The organism is Rhizobium sp. SL42, assembly GCF_021729845.1.
In the GTDB taxonomy this organism is placed as follows: Bacteria; Pseudomonadota; Alphaproteobacteria; order Rhizobiales; family Rhizobiaceae; genus Allorhizobium.
This window is the reverse complement of record NZ_CP063397.1, coordinates 3,446,506-3,463,243: the sequence shown is the minus strand read 5'-3', so window position 1 is coordinate 3,463,243 and position 16,738 is coordinate 3,446,506. Positions and strand designations below refer to the sequence as shown.

General features: G+C 60.8%; 14 protein-coding genes. 9 read left to right on the top strand and 5 right to left on the bottom strand.

Features of this window, described 5'->3' with window-relative positions:
• The first annotated feature begins 128 nt into the window (after positions 1–128).
• Positions 129–812 (top strand): helix-turn-helix transcriptional regulator, encoded by a 684-nt coding sequence (locus IM739_RS16340; protein WP_272911322.1) that lies wholly within the window; start codon positions 129–131, stop codon positions 810–812.
• On the opposite strand, the gene IM739_RS16335 is transcribed toward IM739_RS16340, so the two are convergent.
• Positions 813–2,399 carry a trimethylamine methyltransferase family protein gene (locus IM739_RS16335; RefSeq protein ID WP_237368747.1) on the bottom strand — a complete coding sequence of 529 codons (1,587 nt, stop codon included), beginning with the start codon at positions 2,397–2,399 and terminating at the stop codon, positions 813–815.
• Between the two features lie 229 nt (positions 2,400–2,628).
• On the opposite strand from IM739_RS16335, the gene IM739_RS16330 reads away from it, so the two are divergent.
• Entirely contained in the window at positions 2,629–6,300 is a 3,672-nt protein-coding gene (locus IM739_RS16330) for a PAS-domain containing protein (protein ID WP_237368746.1), read from the top strand.
• 3 nt (positions 6,301–6,303) lie between these two features.
• Here the strand turns inward: IM739_RS16330 and mnmD are convergent, their stop codons facing one another.
• Positions 6,304–7,026, bottom strand: a complete 723-nt coding sequence (gene mnmD / locus IM739_RS16325; RefSeq protein WP_237368745.1) for a tRNA (5-methylaminomethyl-2-thiouridine)(34)-methyltransferase MnmD — start codon at positions 7,024–7,026, stop codon at positions 6,304–6,306.
• 3 nt (positions 7,027–7,029) lie between these two features.
• Here mnmD and IM739_RS16320 point away from each other — a divergent pair, with 3 nt between their 5' ends.
• From IM739_RS16320 to puuE, 3 genes are all read left to right on the top strand, one after another.
• Positions 7,030–8,202: an NAD(P)/FAD-dependent oxidoreductase gene (locus IM739_RS16320; RefSeq protein ID WP_237368744.1), complete on the top strand. Its 1,173-nt coding sequence runs from the start codon at positions 7,030–7,032 to the stop codon at positions 8,200–8,202.
• 181 nt (positions 8,203–8,383) lie between these two features.
• Positions 8,384–9,091, top strand: a complete 708-nt coding sequence (locus tag IM739_RS16315) for a DUF1045 domain-containing protein (RefSeq protein ID WP_237368743.1) — start codon at positions 8,384–8,386, stop codon at positions 9,089–9,091.
• A 100-nt stretch (positions 9,092–9,191) separates the two neighbouring features.
• Entirely contained in the window at positions 9,192–10,112 is a 921-nt protein-coding gene (gene puuE / locus IM739_RS16310) for an allantoinase PuuE (RefSeq protein ID WP_237368742.1), read from the top strand.
• 26 nt (positions 10,113–10,138) lie between these two features.
• On the opposite strand, the gene IM739_RS16305 is transcribed toward puuE, so the two are convergent.
• Positions 10,139–11,005 carry a LysR substrate-binding domain-containing protein gene (locus tag IM739_RS16305; RefSeq protein ID WP_237368741.1) on the bottom strand — a complete coding sequence of 289 codons (867 nt, stop codon included), beginning with the start codon at positions 11,003–11,005 and terminating at the stop codon, positions 10,139–10,141.
• A gap of 131 nt (positions 11,006–11,136) precedes the next feature.
• Between IM739_RS16305 and IM739_RS16300 the strand changes: the two genes are divergently transcribed.
• Positions 11,137–11,991 (top strand): urea carboxylase-associated family protein, encoded by an 855-nt coding sequence (locus IM739_RS16300; RefSeq protein WP_237368740.1) that lies wholly within the window; start codon positions 11,137–11,139, stop codon positions 11,989–11,991.
• Positions 11,992–12,065: 74 nt separating this feature from the next.
• Here IM739_RS16300 and IM739_RS16295 read toward each other — a convergent pair whose 3' ends face one another.
• Complete coding sequence (locus IM739_RS16295; RefSeq protein ID WP_237368739.1) at positions 12,066–13,115, bottom strand: NAD(P)-dependent alcohol dehydrogenase; 1,050 nt, start codon at positions 13,113–13,115, stop codon at positions 12,066–12,068.
• A 240-nt stretch (positions 13,116–13,355) separates the two neighbouring features.
• Between IM739_RS16295 and uraD the strand changes: the two genes are divergently transcribed.
• Entirely contained in the window at positions 13,356–13,853 is a 498-nt protein-coding gene (uraD, locus tag IM739_RS16290) for a 2-oxo-4-hydroxy-4-carboxy-5-ureidoimidazoline decarboxylase (RefSeq protein ID WP_237368738.1), read from the top strand.
• Position 13,854: 1 nt separating this feature from the next.
• On the top strand, positions 13,855–14,877 hold the full coding sequence (gene alc / locus IM739_RS16285) for an allantoicase (RefSeq protein WP_237368737.1): 1,023 nt from the start codon (positions 13,855–13,857) through the stop codon (positions 14,875–14,877).
• A gap of 129 nt (positions 14,878–15,006) precedes the next feature.
• Here the strand turns inward: alc and IM739_RS16280 are convergent, their stop codons facing one another.
• The gene (locus tag IM739_RS16280) at positions 15,007–15,186 is read right to left on the bottom strand and encodes a DUF2735 domain-containing protein (RefSeq protein WP_159950558.1); all 180 of its coding nucleotides are present in this window, start codon (positions 15,184–15,186) and stop codon (positions 15,007–15,009) included.
• A 402-nt stretch (positions 15,187–15,588) separates the two neighbouring features.
• Here IM739_RS16280 and IM739_RS16275 point away from each other — a divergent pair, with 402 nt between their 5' ends.
• Complete coding sequence (locus IM739_RS16275) at positions 15,589–16,623, top strand: glutamine synthetase beta-grasp domain-containing protein (protein WP_237368736.1); 1,035 nt, start codon at positions 15,589–15,591, stop codon at positions 16,621–16,623.
• The last annotated feature ends 115 nt before the right edge of the window (positions 16,624–16,738 follow it).

The following is a 16,738-nucleotide window of genomic DNA, read 5'->3' as shown; positions in this document are numbered from 1 at the left end:
GACAGTGCGGACGACGATTTCTGATGATGCGTTGCCGGTCAAGCTGCCCTCCTGTTTGTGTATGCGGCTTGACCTAACACATTGCTCCTGACACCCTTCTGGCCACAGACATTATTTGGAGCGTTCCCATGCGTCCGGCAGACCGTCTTTTCCGGATTATCCAGTTAATGCGTTCTACCGGGCGGGCGATGACGGCCGCCGAAATTGCGGAGAAGATGGAGGTCGCCCAGCGCACCATCTACCGCGACATGGACCATCTGATCGCATCGGGCGCGCCGATCGAGGGCGAGCGCGGCGTGGGCTACATGCTGCGCGAGGCTTTCGACGCGCCACCTCTGACCTTTACCTTCGAACAACTCGAAGCATTGGCTTTCGGCCTTCGCGCCGTCGAGATGCTCGGTGATCCGCGTTTGGGGCAGGCGGCGCGCGAAGCCAAGGACAAGATGGTGGCGCTTTTGCCGAAGGAACATGCCGAGCGGCTGGTCGGTGCGCCGATCCATGCGTTTCGCGCGTCTGCGCAACCGGAACCGCCGGATTGCCTCGGCGATGTGCGCCAAGCCCTTTCGGCCCGGCGCAAGGTGTGGATCGCCTATCATTCGCTGGCCGGCGAGCGCACGCAGCGCACGGTCTGGCCGCTGGCGCTGAGCGCCTTCGGGGCGATCTGGGTGATGACGACATGGTGCGAGACGCGCCAGGATTTCAGAGACTTCCGGCTCGACCGGGTCGAGGGTTGGAAGGTCCTGGCGGACCGGTTCGAACCCGGGCCGGGCCAGACCTACGAGGCCTATCTTACCGGGCTCGATGCCGGCTGATCAGAAATCCGTCGCAACCCCGCCTTCTTCCTTGCGTCTTGCAACGAAGGCGTCGAGTTCTTCTTCGACGGCCGGATCGATCGGCGGGCGCTCGTAGCGCGCCAGCGTTTCCTTGAAGATGCGGTTGGCGTGGTCGTAGGTCGTCGGACGGCCTGCATCTGTCCAGGTCTCGAAATTGCGCCAGTCGGACAGGATCGGCGAATAGAAGGCATTCTCGTAGCGGGAAAGCGTGTGGGCGGTGCCGAAATAGTGGCCGCCGGGGCCGACGTCGCGCACGGCATCGAGCGCCAGTGCGTCCTGGCTCACATCGAGCGGCGTCAGAAATTCAGCGACCATCTGCAGCATGTCGACATCGAGGATAAATTTCTCGAAGGATGCCGTCAGGCCGCCTTCGCTCCAGCCGGCCGAATGCATGATGAAATTCCCGCCACCTTGGGTGAGCGCCCAGAGCGAAAGGGCCGATTCGTAGGCCGCCTGTGCGTCGAGCGTGTTCGAGGCATTGGTGTTGGATGTGCGGTAAGGCACGCCGTAGCGGCGGGCAAGCTGGCCGCCGGCGATGACGGCCTTCATGTATTCCGGCGTGCCGAAAGCCGGTGCGCCGCTCTTCATGTCAACGTTAGAGGTAAAGCCGCCATACATGACGGGCGCACCCTTGCGTACCAATTGGGTAAACGCGATTCCGCAAAGCGCTTCGGCATTCTGCTGGACCAAGGCGCCTGCGATGGTCACGGGCGCCATGGCGCCGGCCAGCGTGAACGGCGTTACGACGACAACCTGGTTGCGGGACGACATTTCGATGATGCCTTGCAGCATCGGGCCATCGAGGCGCAGCGGCGAGGACGAGTTGATGATGGTGAAGATCGACGGCTCTCGCTCGAGTTGCTCCATCGACACGCCGCGGCCGATGCGCGCGATCTCGATACCGTCGATATTGCGCTGCTGGCCGAGCGAATAGCAATGAAACACCTTGTCGGTCAGCTTGACCATGTCGGACAGGCAGTCGAGATGGCGGACGGATGCGTGGATGTCGACCGGTTCGACCGGATAACCGCCGGTGGTGTGGATGATGTCGTAGGACTGGGCGAGCTTGACCAGTTTGCGGAAATCTTCCTGGTTGCCTGCGCGCCTGCCACCTTCGCGGTCGGCCACGAAGGGCGCCGATGCGATCTGGGCAAAGACCAGATTGTTGCCGCCGATCTCGACGTTTCGCGCCGGATTGCGCGCATGCATGGTGAATTGCGAAGGCGCCGAAGCGATCAGCTCCATGATCAGGCCGCGATCGAAGCGGACCCGCTCGGTACCTTCGGTGACCGTCGCGCCGGCAGCCTTCATCATGGCGCGGGCTTCGGGCAGCATGATGTCCATCCCGATTTCCTCAAGAATGGTCAGGGACGCCTCATGGATGTCGTCCAGCGTCTGCGGATCCAGCAGTTCGGTCTTGGCGAGCCGGTTGACGAGATTGCGGTATTTCGATGCGCTCGATGAACGCACACGTTCGCTGCCGCGCCCACCGCTGCGCCGGCGCCGCTCGGAACCGCCGGAAGGGGTTTCAGTCTCGGGCAAGGCAGAGGGGGTAATGTCGCTCATGGCCAATCCATTGTGTTGATTTCGACATTATTTTTGACAGTTTCCGATCGCCATGCGCGTTGCCATTTGCGACCAATCGCTGGCTGTTCTGGAACATCGCGGCGGGAGCGTCCGGCGCTTTGAACGTAAACCCGTATTTTCGAACTGTTTCATGAAGGCCGGTTACTCCGCGTTTACCATTCCGAGTCATTGATCGAGGGAGTACACAAAGTTGAATCGGGGAGCAGCATTGCTCAACCTTGTCCGCGAAAAAATCGTCGCGATTGAGCAGCCTTCCTTCGTCAAGGATAGCGAGCTTCGCTACGTTGCGGTCAACAGTGCCTATGCCCGTATCTTCAACCTTGCGGAAAATCGTTTCACAGGACGGACCGATCGCGAGGTGTTCGGTGCTTTCTCAGACGACATGCGCGACGATCGCGAGCGCCGCGTCGTGGTGTTCGGAGAGGACGAAAGCCTGTCCTTGCGGTCTCGGTCGGGTGAGCTGCACGGTGTTCTCCGGCTCGAGCGCTTCCTTGATGACGACGATTCCATCTTCATCTTCGGCTTTGTCGAACCCGCCGAAGAAGCTTCGATTCCCACGACGGAAACTACCCGGTCTGCAGCTGCCATGCCGCCGCCGCAAGCCGGCTTTTCTGCAGTAGAAAAGACGGCAGCTGGCGGAGAGACGATACCTGGCGGTGCCGAACAGCTGCACCAACATCTCGAAAGCCTGATGATGGCAATGCCGGTGGGCATCCTCATCCTAGATGAGACGATGCGGATCGAATATGTGAATGCGGCCGTCTATCGGATGGTTGCACTGGACGATCTTCTCGATGTCGTCGGCATGTCCTACCGCGACTACATGATGGTCGTGCACACTCGCCACAAACGGGCAGATGGACCGGACGAGATAGCAAGGCTTGTCGAGGCCCGCGTTGCGGCGCTGAGCAGTCCGGACGATGCGCCGCTGACCTATGCCAGAACGCCGGAGGGCCTGACCGTCGTTGTCAGCAATCGCAAGCTGGCCGACGGCAAGATCCTGGTGACCTATACCGACATCACGGAACTTGCCGAACGCGAGGAGGAGACTGCACTTTACCGGGCTACGCTGGAACAGATGCCGGTGCCGGTGTTCATCCGCGATGCCGAACGCAAGCTGATCTATGTGAATTCGGCCTATGAGGTACTGCATGACCAGCGCCGCGAGGATGTCTATGGCCTGACCGAGGATGACATGTTTCCGGAGAGCGGCGGGGTCCTGCGCGAGGAGAACCTGCGCATTCTCGAGCATGGCGAGGTGATCGAGCGGCCGCGCGATGTGGTGATTGCCGGCGGGCGGGAAATTTCGGTGATTACCCGCCTCAACCGGATCACGACGACGGCGAACAGGCACTATCTGGTTGGCTCGGTCACCGATGTCTCGGTGATCAAGGAGCACGAGCAGGACCTGTCCCAGGCGCACAGGCGCGCCGAGACGCTCTATGCCGATATCATCAGCATGCTCAGGATCATGCCTGTCGGCGTGGTGATCCTGAACGAAGATTTGATCGTCGAATTTGCCAATGAAAAATGCCGCGAGATCTGGTGCTGGCCGGCTGACATACCGATCGATGGCCTGTCGTTCCGCGACTATTGCGAGATCAATATCGCGCGGGGATGGAACTGGCCGGGCATGTCCTTCGAAGAGGGGTACCAGAAGCGCGTAGCGCAGTTCCGGGCGCTGGAGGGCTCGCATACGACCGAGCTCGCCTATGACGACGGCAAATATGTGCTTGCCAATATCACTCGGCTGAATGACCGGAAGATCCTGCTGACCTATTCCGACCTGACCGAGATGCGCCGGCGCGAGAAGGAGATCGGCGAGGCGCGCGAACAGCTTGAAAGGCTCGGGCTGTTCATGCAGGACGCCATGGCGCTGATGTCGCAAGGGCTTGTCGTCATCGAAAATGACGTGATCACCGATGCCAACCAGTCGTTCTCGCGTATTCTCGACCTGCCGGCCGGCCTCGCCGACCAGGGCCAGAAATGGTACAAATGTTTCCAGTTCTGCGCGCAGCGCGGTGACTTCGGCGATGACCCGGCGACGCTGTTGCACCAGTGGCAGGAGAAGCTTCGTCTGACGACCGGGTTCAGCACCACTTTCCTGGCGAATGGCAAGACCTGGGTGCAGATGGAAGTCACCTTCGGCGGCAGTGGACATTGGGTGGTCGTGCTGACCGATGTCAGCGAGATCAAGGAGCGCGAGGCCGAACTCGAGGTGCTGCTGGCGAAAAGTGAAGCGGCAGACAAGGCGAAGTCGGAATTCCTCGCCAATATGAGCCACGAGATCCGCACGCCGATGAACGGGGTTCTCGGAATGGCGGAACTCCTGTCGAAATCGATCCTGGATACGCGGCAAAAAACCTTTGTCGATATCATCGTCAAATCCGGCAATGCGCTGCTGACGATCATCAACGACATCCTCGATTTCTCGAAGATCGATGCCGGCCAGCTTCGCTTGCGCAAGGCGCCATTCGATCCGGTCGAAGCGATCGAGGATGTGGCGACGCTGCTGTCGGCGGCGGCCTCGGAAAAGGACATAGAGCTGCTGGTCTCGGGTGATCAGGCGGTCCGCCACACTGTTCTGGGCGATCCCGGACGGTTCCGGCAGATCGTCACCAATCTTGTGGGCAATGCGATCAAATTCACCGAAAAGGGTCATGTGCTCATCGATGTTTCGACCCGGCCGCTGGGTGGGGGAGAAAGCCTTCTGCAGCTTCGTATCGAGGACACGGGCATCGGCATTGCGCCAGAAATGCAATTGCAGATCTTCGACAAGTTCTCGCAGGTCGACAGTTCCTCGACCCGCCGCCACGAAGGCACTGGCCTGGGGCTTGCGATCACGTCCGGACTGGTCAACCTGTTCGGTGGCTCGCTGTCGCTTCAATCCGAACCGGGGCATGGCTCGACCTTCACGGTTGAGATCCCTATGCAGATCGTCGCCGATCGGAACCGGCAGAAGACCATTCCGGCGAGCGTCAAGGATGCGCGCGTCCTGGTGATCGATGACAATGCCGTCAATCGCCGGATCGTCACCGAGCAACTGTCGATCTGGGGCTTTGACGGGCTTGCCGTCGAAGACGGGGAAACCGGGCTGAAAATCCTGGCCGAGGCCCATGATGCCGGCCTGCATATCGATGTCGTGATCATCGACTATCACATGCCGGCAATGAATGGCATCGAAGTCGCACGGGCGATCCGAAGCGACAGCCGTTTTGATGATCTGGCGCTGATCTTCCTGACGTCGATGGACATCGTGGGCGACGACCAGAGCTTCCAGAGCCTGAAAGTGCAGGCGCATCTGATGAAACCGGCACGGGCCAACCTCCTGAAGGGCGCGATCATCGATGTCGTACGGGCGGCGCAGATCCAAGGCGGTCTCCCTCTGCCGGTGCCGGTGGCTCCGGCTGTTTCGGCGATCGGCCTTCACTCAGCGCCGATGAGGACCACCGGGGCCGGCCATATGCAACGGCGCGAGAGGCTGAAGGTACTGATCGCGGAAGACAATCAGGTCAATCAGATCGTCTTTCGCCAGATCCTGAGCGGCAGCGACATCGACTACCGCATCGTCGGCAACGGCGAGGAGGCGCTAAACGCGCTGAATGACACACCGGTGGACCTGATCCTGATGGATGTTTCGATGCCGGTGATGAACGGGCACCAGGCCGCCGTGATCATTCGCGCGCAGGAGGCCCGGCGCGGCAAGGGCGAGCATGTGCCGATCATCGGTGTCACGGCGCATGCGCTCGACAGTGATCGCGAAGCCTGCCTGGCATCCGGCATGGACGATTATCTGTCAAAGCCCATCAGTCCCGAATTGCTGATGCGCAAGATCGAGCAGTGGCGCGCAGGCTCCGGCCGATCCGCTGTGCGGGTCTAAAACTCAGGCAGGCCGCCTGCCGCACAGCATTTCACGTTTTCCGGCAAAGCCTGGACGACGCTCGAGCGAATAGCCTGCGGCAATCAGGTTTCGACGCACGAAACCGGCGGCCGCATAGGTCGCAAAACTTCCGCCCGGCACCGTGTGGTCATGCACCTGCTGCATCAGTTCGGCCGACCACATGGCGCTGTTTTTCGACGGTGCAAAGCCATCGAGGAACCAGGCATCAAAGGTGAGTGGGCTGGCGCTCAAGTTTGCAAAGGCATCGCCACAGATGACGCTGAGCGTTGTCTGCTCGTCCAGCGCCACCGTCACCGTGCCGGCCGGGACTTGCGGCCATTTCGCTACCAGCGCCTGCCGTTCCGCATCGATTTCCGGCCAGCGCGATAGCGCCCGGTCGATTTCGTCCGCCTGCATCGGATAGAGCTCGAACGAGACAAAATGCAGATGGCTGGCGGGCCGGCGATATTCCTTCCATCGACGCCAGGTCTCGCAGGCGTTAAGGCCGGTGCCGAAACCAAGTTCGCCGATCGAGAAGCGATCCGCCGTCTGCCAGCGCTGCGGCAGGCTATTGCCGGCATGGAAGACATGGCCGCATTCGAGCCGGCCGTCGGTCTGGCAATAAAAATGATCGCCAAAGGCGGTCGAATAAGGCATATCGCCGTCGTGCCAGGTCAGCGGCTGTGCGCTCTCGCCGGGTTCCGGCGTCATATTGGAATGGGTCATGCAATGTCCGATAAATCGGCTTCGATCTCCGGTCAATTGCAGACCGACCTGCTGATCATCGGCGGCGGCATCATGGGCCTATGGGCAGCCATGCAGGCCGAGCGACGCGGGATCCGGACTTTGCTGCTCGATGGCGGACCTTTCGCCGGCGGCGCAAGCGGCGGTCTGCTCGGCGCGCTGATGCCGCATATGCCGGATAAATGGAACGACAAGAAGCAGTTGCAATTCGACGCCTTGCTGTCGCTGGAGAGTGAAATCGCGGCGCTTGAAGCCGAAACCGGGCTTTCTGCCGGTTACCGGCGCTCGGGCCGGCTGATCCCTTTGCCGAAGCCGCATCTGCGCGCGATTGCCGAGCGGCATTCCAGTGAAGCGCTGAGCAACTGGCATCAAGGTGACGATCAGTTCTTCTGGAATGTCATGGAAATCTCTCCCTCTGTAGCCGGATGGCCGGCGGATGAGTTTTCGGCCGGCGGACTGGTGCTGGATACGTTTGCGGCGCGCGTTTCGCCGCGCGGCTTGACGCGGATGATCGCCCGAAGGCTGGGCCGCGCCGAATATGTGCGGATCATCGAATTTTGCCGTGTCGAGCGCATCGACCCCGCCTCCGGGACCGCGATCCTTGGCGACGGTTCGGTCATCGCCTTCGGCCATGTGGTGATTGCCGCAGGATGCCAGTCCTTTCCGCTGCTGTCATCGTTCGGGCCCAAGCTTGAAAAGCCGCTCGGTCAGCCGGTCAAGGGGCAGGCGGCATTGCTGCGGGCGGATGTCTCGTCGGACCTGCCCCTGCTTTATCTGGACGGGCTCTACATCGTGCCACACGAGGGCGGACAGGTGGCGATCGGCAGCACCAGCGAGAACTGCTTCGACGAGCCTTATTCCACAGACGGAATGCTGGACGATCTGCTTGCCCGCGCATGCCAGCTCGCGCCGGTGCTTGGCGGAGCCGAGGTGATCGAGCGCTGGGCCGGACTTAGGCCCAAGGCGGTGGATCGAGACCCGATGGTCGGAATACATCCGGAGGCCGAAAGGGTGGTCGCGTTGACCGGTGGTTTCAAGGTCAGCTTCGGTCTCGCGCATGTGCTGGCGGATGCAGCGCTTGATGCGGTGGAAGGCAAGGCGATGGCCCTGCCGGAGAGTTTTTCGCTCGCGCACCATCTGCGCGTGGCCGCTGGCTGAGCCGGTCCCTGCCCCCTGTCAAAACCGTGTGGAAGCATGGGGCCGATGCAGCTTTGCATGGATCAGTATTGATAGGTCCGATGCTTGAGTTCTTCGTCATACTGTCACGCAAATCACCTAACCACTGGGTTGTAACGGCACATGCTAATGTGCCTTCAGCGCGCCAGGATGAGGTGATCGCATGCGCTATGCCATATGTTTCACACCGCCTTCCGGGGACCCCTTGACGCTGGCTGCGGCCAGTTGGCTCGGGCGTAACGTCTATTCCGGCTATCCTGCGGATCATCCGGGCCTGAAAGGGCTCGGCATCCACGAAATTGCCTTTCATACGGCCATGCCGAGGCGCGTCGGCTTCCATGCAACGTTCAAAGCACCATTCAGGCTGAGCGAGGGCAGCAGTGAAACCGCGCTGTTGCGCGAACTGATGCATTTTGCCGGGACCATGGAGCCAGTGGTCCTGGACGGGTTGAATGTTGGTCGGATCGGTGACGTCTACGGTCTCGTGCTGGACCGCCCATGCGCGGAGATCGACTATCTCGCGGCCTCAGTGGTCCAGGCATTTGATGGCTTCCGAGCCCCGCTGACCGAGATGGAAATCGAACGCCGCAATCCGGAGCGTCTGTCGGCGCCGCAATTTTCCAATCTGCATCGCTGGGGCCATGCCTATGTCATGGACGAGTTTCGATTTCATATGACCCTGACCGGGCCACTTCTTGCGCGCGATTTCTCGCGTATCGAACAGGCGATGCGGGCGCATTTCGATCAGTCCCTCAGCGAGCCGGTCGTGGTCTCCAATCTGGCGCTGTTCATTGAGCCGGAGCAGGGCGCTCCGTTCGTCGTGCATTCGCTGCATCCGATGGGCCGGGTGTCCAATCGCAAGATCGCCTGATCCAATTTGCTGCTGCGCTGCAGCGAGAAACGGTCTTTTGCGTCTCGACAGAAGACCTCCGCCTGCTTAGCCTCTGAGCCAAAATAGCAGAGGTGATTTGATGACGGCAGAGACTTATCCGCGCGATCTCGTGGGTTATGGTCGCAATATTCCCGATCCGGAATGGCCGGGTGGCGCGAAGATCGCGGTCCAGTTCGTGCTGAACTACGAGGAAGGCGGCGAAAGCTGCATCCTGGACGGCGATCCGGCGTCGGAAAATCTTCTGTCGGAAATCGTCGGGGCCGCGGCCTGGCCGGGCCAACGCAATCTCAACATGGAATCGATCTACGAATATGGTTCGCGTGCCGGTTTCTGGCGCCTGCACCGGCTGTTCACCGGGCTCAAGGTTCCGGTCACGGTCTATGGCGTGACGCTCGCCATGGCGCGCAATCCCGATGCCGTTGCCGCGATGAACGAGGCGGGCTGGGAAATCGCCTCGCACGGCTATCGCTGGCACGAATACAAGGACTATCCGGAAGACAAGGAGCGCCAGCACATTCTCGACGCGGTTCGGGTTCACACCGAAGTCGCCGGTCAGCGCCCCTATGGCATGTACCAGGGCAAACCGTCGGACAATACGCTCAGGCTGGTGATGGAGGAGGGTGGCTTCCTCTATTCCTCCGACAATTACTCCGATGATCTGCCGTTCTGGGTACCGGATCAGAACGGCAAACCGTTCCTGATCATTCCCTATACGCTCGACACGAACGACATGCGTTTCGCCACGCCGCAGGGCTTCAATTCGGGCGACCAGTTCTTCACCTATCTGAAGGACGCGTTCGACGAACTGTACCGCGAAGGCCAGGAAGGACAGGCGAAGATGATGTCCGTCGGCCTGCATTGCCGCCTGGTCGGGCGTCCGGCCCGGATCGCGGCACTGCGCCGCTTTGTCGAATATGTTCTGTCCCACGAGGATGTCTGGGTGCCGACCCGGCTCGAGATCGCCAGGCATTGGCATGCGCACCACAAGCCGGCGTGGTGAGCGACCGTCAACGGAATCTCCTCAACTTATCTGCCAAAGGTTTCGCCCAGGAGGAACGCAGCCAGCAATGTGCCAGGCTCGCTTAGCGTCTGGGCGGCGATGAGCCAGTAGGACTTGTCCTCGTCGATCGCGTGGTCGAAAAGGACGGTGAGCTCGCCGTCCTCGATCTGCTTTTCCACAAGAGCGGTCGGGCAGAGGCCGATGCCGAGGCCGGCGAGAACGGAACTCACCAGCAGGTTGAAGTCGGCAAAGAGCGGCCCCGCATTGGCCGGTGGTCGCAGGCCCTGACTGGCCAGCCACGCGGTCCAGGCGGATTCGGTTTCGTCATGCAGCAGATCGGCTCGGAGGAGGTCGGCCGGTGTTGCGATCGGGCCGCAACGCTGGAGGTAGCCACGCGAGCATGTCGGTCGGGTCGCGGCGCCGAGGATTGCCCGGGCCGGGCGGTCAGGCTGTCTACCGTGGCGAATGAGCAGGTCGGCGCCCGCCTCTTCCGGGGTTCTGGCTCCCAGCGGATAGACGATCGCGACCTGGATGTCCGGATGTGCAGCCCGGAAGGCAGGTAGGCGCGAGGCCAGCCAATGGGTGACCATCGACGGCTGGCAGGCAAGGCTGACACGCTTCTGGCCAGAGCGACCCGTCAGGCGTTCCACGGTCATGGCGATATGGCCGAGGCCCTCGCTGCAGGCTTCGCCGAGTTCGCGTCCCTGGGCCGTCAGCCGGACCCCGCGCGGGCGTCGTTCGAAAAGCGCAAGGCCAATCCACTCCTCCAGGCTTTTGACATGCTGGCTGATGGCGGCCGCCGTCATGCCGAGTTCGGCCGCGGCATGGAGAAAGTTCTGTCGGCGGGCGGCAGCTTCAAAGGCGCGGAGGGAGGCGAGCGGGGGCAGCTTCATCACTAATAGACTAAGCTGTACTTACTCATAAGGCAAGAAGATCACCAGTTGTCAGCCGTGTGTTCCTCGGGCAGTTTCAGCGTCTGTAGAGACCGCGAATGCCTGCATCTCGCCGATACCGGAGTGTCAGAATGTCCCTTGTCCATCTTCCTGTTGCCCCATCCGATGCCGCCGCGCGCCGCGCCGCCAAGCCGGTGGTCGTCTATCCGAACGGTACGCTGAAAGCGCCGGACATCGGGCTGCTCGAACAGGCCCGGGCCAGCATGGTCAAGATCGACGAGGTGATCGTGCCGCCGCGCGAGGGGCGGGCGTTTTCAGCACCGAAGGGGCACTTTATTCGCATCGTCAGCATGGATGGGCCTCAGGTCGGTGACCTCAACCTGTGGAATGCCGATGACCTTTCTGAACGATTCTTCTCGGGCAAGACCCGGGCGCTGCATGCGACGCATGTGACGACCGGCAACCGGCTGTGGAGCACGATGCCCTCGCTGCGCCCGATGGCGACGATCAGCCATGACACGCTCGGCTGGTACGGCTTCGATGAGGATGGCGGCGGCGTGCATGATGTGATCGGCACGCGCTGCGATCCCTATACCAACCGGCTCCTGAGCGGCGGGGACTACCACAATTGCTGCCATTCCAACCTATGCCACGCTCTCGCCGAGGCACGGGGCATCAGCACCCGGCAGGCCGAGCCACATGTGCATGACGTGCTGAACGTGTTCATGTGCACGGGTTTCACCCGGGACACGAAGCAGTATTTCATGAAGGCAAGCCCGGTCAGGCCCGGCGACTATCTGGAACTGTTTGCCGAAATCGATCTTCTGGGTGCCCTGTCGGCCTGCCCGGGCGGAGATTGCAGCGCCACCCATTCCAGTGATACCTCGGCCTGCTACCCGCTGAAGGTCGAGATCTTACGGCCGGACATGGCGCTGTTGAAAGACTGGCCCTTCCCGGCGCGCAGCGGCTATCAGTTGCAGCCGTGAGATTGTCTGGGCATGAATGAAGAAGGGCCCCGGCATTGCTGCCGAGGCCCATTTTTTGATCTGGCCGGACTGGCTCAATCCTTCGACAGGCTGGCGATATCGATGACGAAGCGGTAGCGGACGTCGCTCTTGATGACGCGCTCATAGGCTTCGTTGATCTGCTGGATGTCGATCATCTCGATTTCCGGCAGGATGTTGTGCTTGCCGCAGAAGTCGAGCATTTCCTGGGTTTCCTTGATCGAGCCGATCGAGGAGCCGGAGAGCGAACGACGGCCCATGACAAGCGAGAAGGCGTGCACGGGAACCGGGTTTTCCGGCAGGCCGACGAGAACCATGGAGCCGTCGATCTTCAGCATGCCGAGATAGGCGTTCCAGTCGATCTCCGTGCCGACGGTGCAGACGATCAGGTCGAAAGTGCCGGCCAGTTTCTTGAAAGTCTCCTTGTCGGCTGTAGCGTAATAATCCTTGGCGCCGAAGGCGATGCCGTCGTCCTTCTTGGACAGGCTCTGGCTGAGCACGGTCACGTCCGCGCCCATGGCGGCTGCGAGCTTGACGCCCATATGGCCGAGGCCGCCCATGCCGACGATTGCGACCTTCTTGCCGGGACCGGCCTTCCAGTGGACCAGCGGGGAATAGAGCGTGATGCCGGCGCAGAGCAGCGGCGCCGCCTTGTCGAGCGGCAGGTTCGACGGAATGGAAAGAACATAGCCTTCCTTGACCGTGATGCTGTCGGAATAGCCGCCATAGGTCGGTGTCGTGCCGTCGGCCTCGAAGCCGTTATAGGTCGGGACGACGCCCGGCATATACTGCTCGAGATCGACATCGCGGGTTTCGCAATGCACGCAGCTGTCGACGAAGCAGCCGACGCCGACGTGATCGCCGACCTTGAACTGGGTGACCTTGGAGCCGACGGCGGTGACGACGCCGGCGATTTCATGGCCGGGCACCATGGGGAAGGTCGAATTGCCCCATTCATTGCGCGCCTGGTGGATGTCGGAATGGCAGACACCGGAATATTTGATTGCGATCACCACATCGTCGTCATTCGGTTCGCGACGTTCGAAGGTGAAGGGAACCAAGGGCTTGGAAGCATCGGTTGCGGCATAGCCTTTGGCGATGGGCATGAAATGTCCTTTCGGGGGATGAGATTGAGCAAGCGTAACATAGGTTGATGTGGGCGGTGCGCAAGGCGTGATGTTCCATGATCCGGTTGAAAGTGCTTGTGCTTTCTGAGCCTCGACAATGCGGAGAGGCTTCGCTAATCCTTGTTCGAATGTGGTCCCTTGTGCTTCGCGCGAAGCCACAAAATCCTTCTCGCTCAGGACGTGGATCTTGGGCAGACACACCGAGAATTGGGGTTACACATGGACAGAGCGGAATTCGTTGCGCGCTTTGGTGGCGTGTTCGAGCATTCGCCCTTCATTGCCGAGCGCGCCTTCGACGCGGGTTTCATCGCCGAGCCGCTAACGGCCGTCGATGTGCATGACGGGATGGCGGCAATGTTCCGGACCGCGAGCGCGGACGAGCGTCTCGGCGTATTACGTGCCCATCCGGATCTCGCCGGCAAGCTGGCGATTGCCGGCGAGCTGACCGAGGACAGCCGCAAGGAGCAGGCAGGTGCCGGGCTGGACCGGTTGAGCGCGGACGAGCATCAGCGCTTCACCGCGTTCAACACTGCCTATACCGAAAAATTCGGCTTCCCGTTCATTATCGCGGTGAAGGGATTGTCCAAGGACGACATCCTTGCCGCTTTTGCCAAGCGGATCGACAATAGCCGCGAACAGGAACTCGACATGGCCTGCCAGCAGGTCGAGAAGATTGCCCGATTTCGCCTCGAAAGCCTTCTGCAGGAGAACAGCTGACATGCCTGAAATCTCGACCATTGCACTGCCGGATTTTGCCGCGGGGGCCGTCAATCTCGCCTCGGCCCGGCTCGGCGCCAAGGGTGTTGCCGTTTCGGATGAATTTTTCGCGCCGCTGGACCGCATGCTGAACGATGCGCCGGCCGAGTTCGATCCGAACCTTTATGACGACAACGGCAAATACATGGATGGTTGGGAAAGCCGGCGCAAGCGCGTGCCTGGCCATGACTGGGCGATCGTGCGGCTGGCCATGCCCGGCCGGATCTTCGGCTTCGATGTGGATACGCGCTTCTTTACCGGCAACTATCCGCCGGCCGGCTCGATCGAGGTCGCCTATGTCGAGGACGGCGATCCGACAGAGGCGACGGTGTGGACCGAGGTTGTGGCCAAGTCGCCGCTTGGGCCTTCGGCGCAGCACTTCTTCGTCAATGCCGATCAGGACAAGGTCTGGACGCATCTGCGCCTGCATATCTATCCCGATGGCGGGGTGGCGCGCCTGCGCGTCTATGGGGCTGCCCATTTCGACTGGTCAAAGGTTGAGGCCGAGCAGGAAATCGATCTCGCCTATGTCTTCCACGGCGCCAAGTCGCTGGCTTGGTCGGATGCGCATTACGGCCATCCCGACAAGATCCTCGGGCCCGGTCGCGGCGAAAACATGGGCGACGGCTGGGAAACCAAACGGCGTCGTGGCCCCGGTCACGACTGGGCGATCATCCGGCTCGGCCATGCGGGGGTGATCAGCCGGGTGCTGATCGATACACATTTCTTCAAGGGCAATTATCCCGATACGTGCGAACTGCTCGGGGCCTATCTGCCGGAAGCCGGGGACACGTTCAGTGCGGCGGAGATTGCCGCCTCCGAGACATGGAGCCCGATCCTGCCGCGGCAGAAGATGGAAATGGACAGGGAACAGGTGTTTGCAGGCCAGTCCATCGCTGCGGTCGGCCCGGTGACGCATGTGCGCCTCGCCATGCATCCGGACGGTGGCGTGATGCGCCTTCGGCTGTTCGGCAAGAAAGCCTGAGGCAGATCTCGGGCCGGTGCATGCGCCGGCCAAGGCCAGAAACGACAAAGCGGGCACATCGGCCCGCTCGTACGCACACATCAAAAGCCGCTCTTCAACAGGGCGGCTTTTGGCATTCTCATGCCATGTCTACTGCTTGCGCGCCTCTTCAGCCTCGCGGATGGCTTCTTCGTGATACCAGCTTGCTGCACCGCTCTCATAAATGACGGGCTTTGCCGCTGCACGCAGACGCATTTCCTCAAGCCTTTGCAGGTTGCGCACCGGGAATTCGTAGATCTTCGCCGATTCCCGAACCATGTTCGTTGTCATGCTACTGCCTCTCGTTTCCACCGAGTGTTGGTCTCGATAAACCCTGCTATCACAGTTCAAACTGATATGCACACGAAAAGTGCAATCTGCCTAACTTGTAGGCATTAATCGCGCATTTTTCTGAATGGCCGACAAATCATCATTTGCTCTAATCGCAACCATGTCTCGTCAGAACCCTCTGTGAGCCCGTCAGGTTCCGATAGATTGAGGGTTAACTGTTAAAGAATGATCTGAATTGGTTGCCGATTTGACGCGCATCTGCGGCAAAATGCATCAGTTGTGTGACACTCCCGGCAAGTTGGCACGCTTCCTGCTTTTATCTATTCGACTCGCCGGGCAGCCGGAGAATCACCCCCTCTGTATGCGCTCTTTGGCGAGCGCTTGACTGAAGAGAGACGATCAATGACGAAGTTCAAGCTCGAGTATATCTGGCTCGATGGCTACAAGCCGGTGCCGAACCTGCGTGGCAAAACGCAGATCAAGGAATTCAACGAATTTCCGACCCTGGAACAGCTGCCGCTGTGGGGCTTCGATGGCTCGTCGACGATGCAGGCCGAAGGCCATAGCTCCGACTGCGTTCTGAAGCCGGTCGCAATCTATCCCGATCCGGCCCGCACCAACGGTGCGCTGGTCATGTGCGAAGTCATGATGCCGGACGGCGTCACCCCGCACTCGACCAACAGCCGTGCGACGATCCTCGACGACGAAGGCACCTGGTTCGGCTTCGAACAGGAATATTTCCTCTACCAGGACGGCCGCCCGCTGGGCTTCCCGGAAAACGGCTTCCCGGCTCCGCAGGGTCCGTACTACACCGGTGTCGGCTACAAGAATGTTGGCGAAATCGCACGCGAAATCGTCGAAGAACATCTCGACCTGTGCCTCGAAGCCGGCATCAACCATGAAGGCATCAATGCCGAAGTGGCCAAGGGCCAGTGGGAATTCCAGGTTTTCGGCAAGGGCTCCAAGCGTGCCGCCGACGAAATCTGGATCGCTCGCTACCTGCTTCTCCGCCTCTGCGAAAAGTACGGCGTCGACGTCGAATTCCATTGCAAGCCGCTCGGCGATACCGACTGGAACGGTTCGGGCATGCACTGCAACTTCTCGACCAAGTTCATGCGCGAAGTGGGCGGCAAGGAATATTTCGAAGCCCTCATGGCTGCTTTTGCCAAGAACTGGAAAGAGCACATCGACGTTTACGGCCCGGACAACCACCTGCGTCTGACCGGCAAGCACGAAACGGCTCCGTGGAACAAGTTCTCCTACGGCATCGCTGATCGCGGCGCCTCGATCCGCGTACCGCACTCCTTCGCCAACAACGGCTACAAGGGCTATCTCGAAGACCGTCGTCCGAACAGCCAAGGCTGCCCGTACCAGATCGCCTCGCGCGTCTTGGCTACGATCGCCGAAGTTCCGGTGGCTGCTTCGGCTGCTGCCTGATCCATTTCGGTTCGTGAATGAAACAGCGCCGGCGATCTTCGCCGGCGCTGTTTTCGTTTCAGGCACGTTTGCAAGGTGAAGCTTTCTAGGCTTAGACGTTTCACCTATACTGTGA

What these genes read in the sequence shown, in the direction of transcription:
- IM739_RS16275 (WP_237368736.1), top strand. Translation starts at nt 15,589, where the DNA reads ATGACGAAGTTCAAGCTCGAGTATATCTGGCTCGATGGCTACAAGCCG.
- IM739_RS16300 (WP_237368740.1), top strand. Translation starts at nt 11,137, where the DNA reads ATGTCCCTTGTCCATCTTCCTGTTGCCCCATCCGATGCCGCCGCGCGC.
- mnmD (WP_237368745.1), bottom strand. Translation starts at nt 7,026, where the DNA reads ATGACCCATTCCAATATGACGCCGGAACCCGGCGAGAGCGCACAGCCG.
- alc (WP_237368737.1), top strand. Translation starts at nt 13,855, where the DNA reads ATGCCTGAAATCTCGACCATTGCACTGCCGGATTTTGCCGCGGGGGCC.
- IM739_RS16280 (WP_159950558.1), bottom strand. Translation starts at nt 15,186, where the DNA reads ATGACAACGAACATGGTTCGGGAATCGGCGAAGATCTACGAATTCCCG.
- IM739_RS16305 (WP_237368741.1), bottom strand. Translation starts at nt 11,005, where the DNA reads ATGAAGCTGCCCCCGCTCGCCTCCCTCCGCGCCTTTGAAGCTGCCGCC.
- IM739_RS16320 (WP_237368744.1), top strand. Translation starts at nt 7,030, where the DNA reads ATGTCCGATAAATCGGCTTCGATCTCCGGTCAATTGCAGACCGACCTG.
- IM739_RS16340 (WP_272911322.1), top strand. Translation starts at nt 129, where the DNA reads ATGCGTCCGGCAGACCGTCTTTTCCGGATTATCCAGTTAATGCGTTCT.
- puuE (WP_237368742.1), top strand. Translation starts at nt 9,192, where the DNA reads ATGACGGCAGAGACTTATCCGCGCGATCTCGTGGGTTATGGTCGCAAT.
- IM739_RS16335 (WP_237368747.1), bottom strand. Translation starts at nt 2,399, where the DNA reads ATGAGCGACATTACCCCCTCTGCCTTGCCCGAGACTGAAACCCCTTCC.
- uraD (WP_237368738.1), top strand. Translation starts at nt 13,356, where the DNA reads ATGGACAGAGCGGAATTCGTTGCGCGCTTTGGTGGCGTGTTCGAGCAT.
- IM739_RS16315 (WP_237368743.1), top strand. Translation starts at nt 8,384, where the DNA reads ATGCGCTATGCCATATGTTTCACACCGCCTTCCGGGGACCCCTTGACG.
- IM739_RS16295 (WP_237368739.1), bottom strand. Translation starts at nt 13,115, where the DNA reads ATGCCCATCGCCAAAGGCTATGCCGCAACCGATGCTTCCAAGCCCTTG.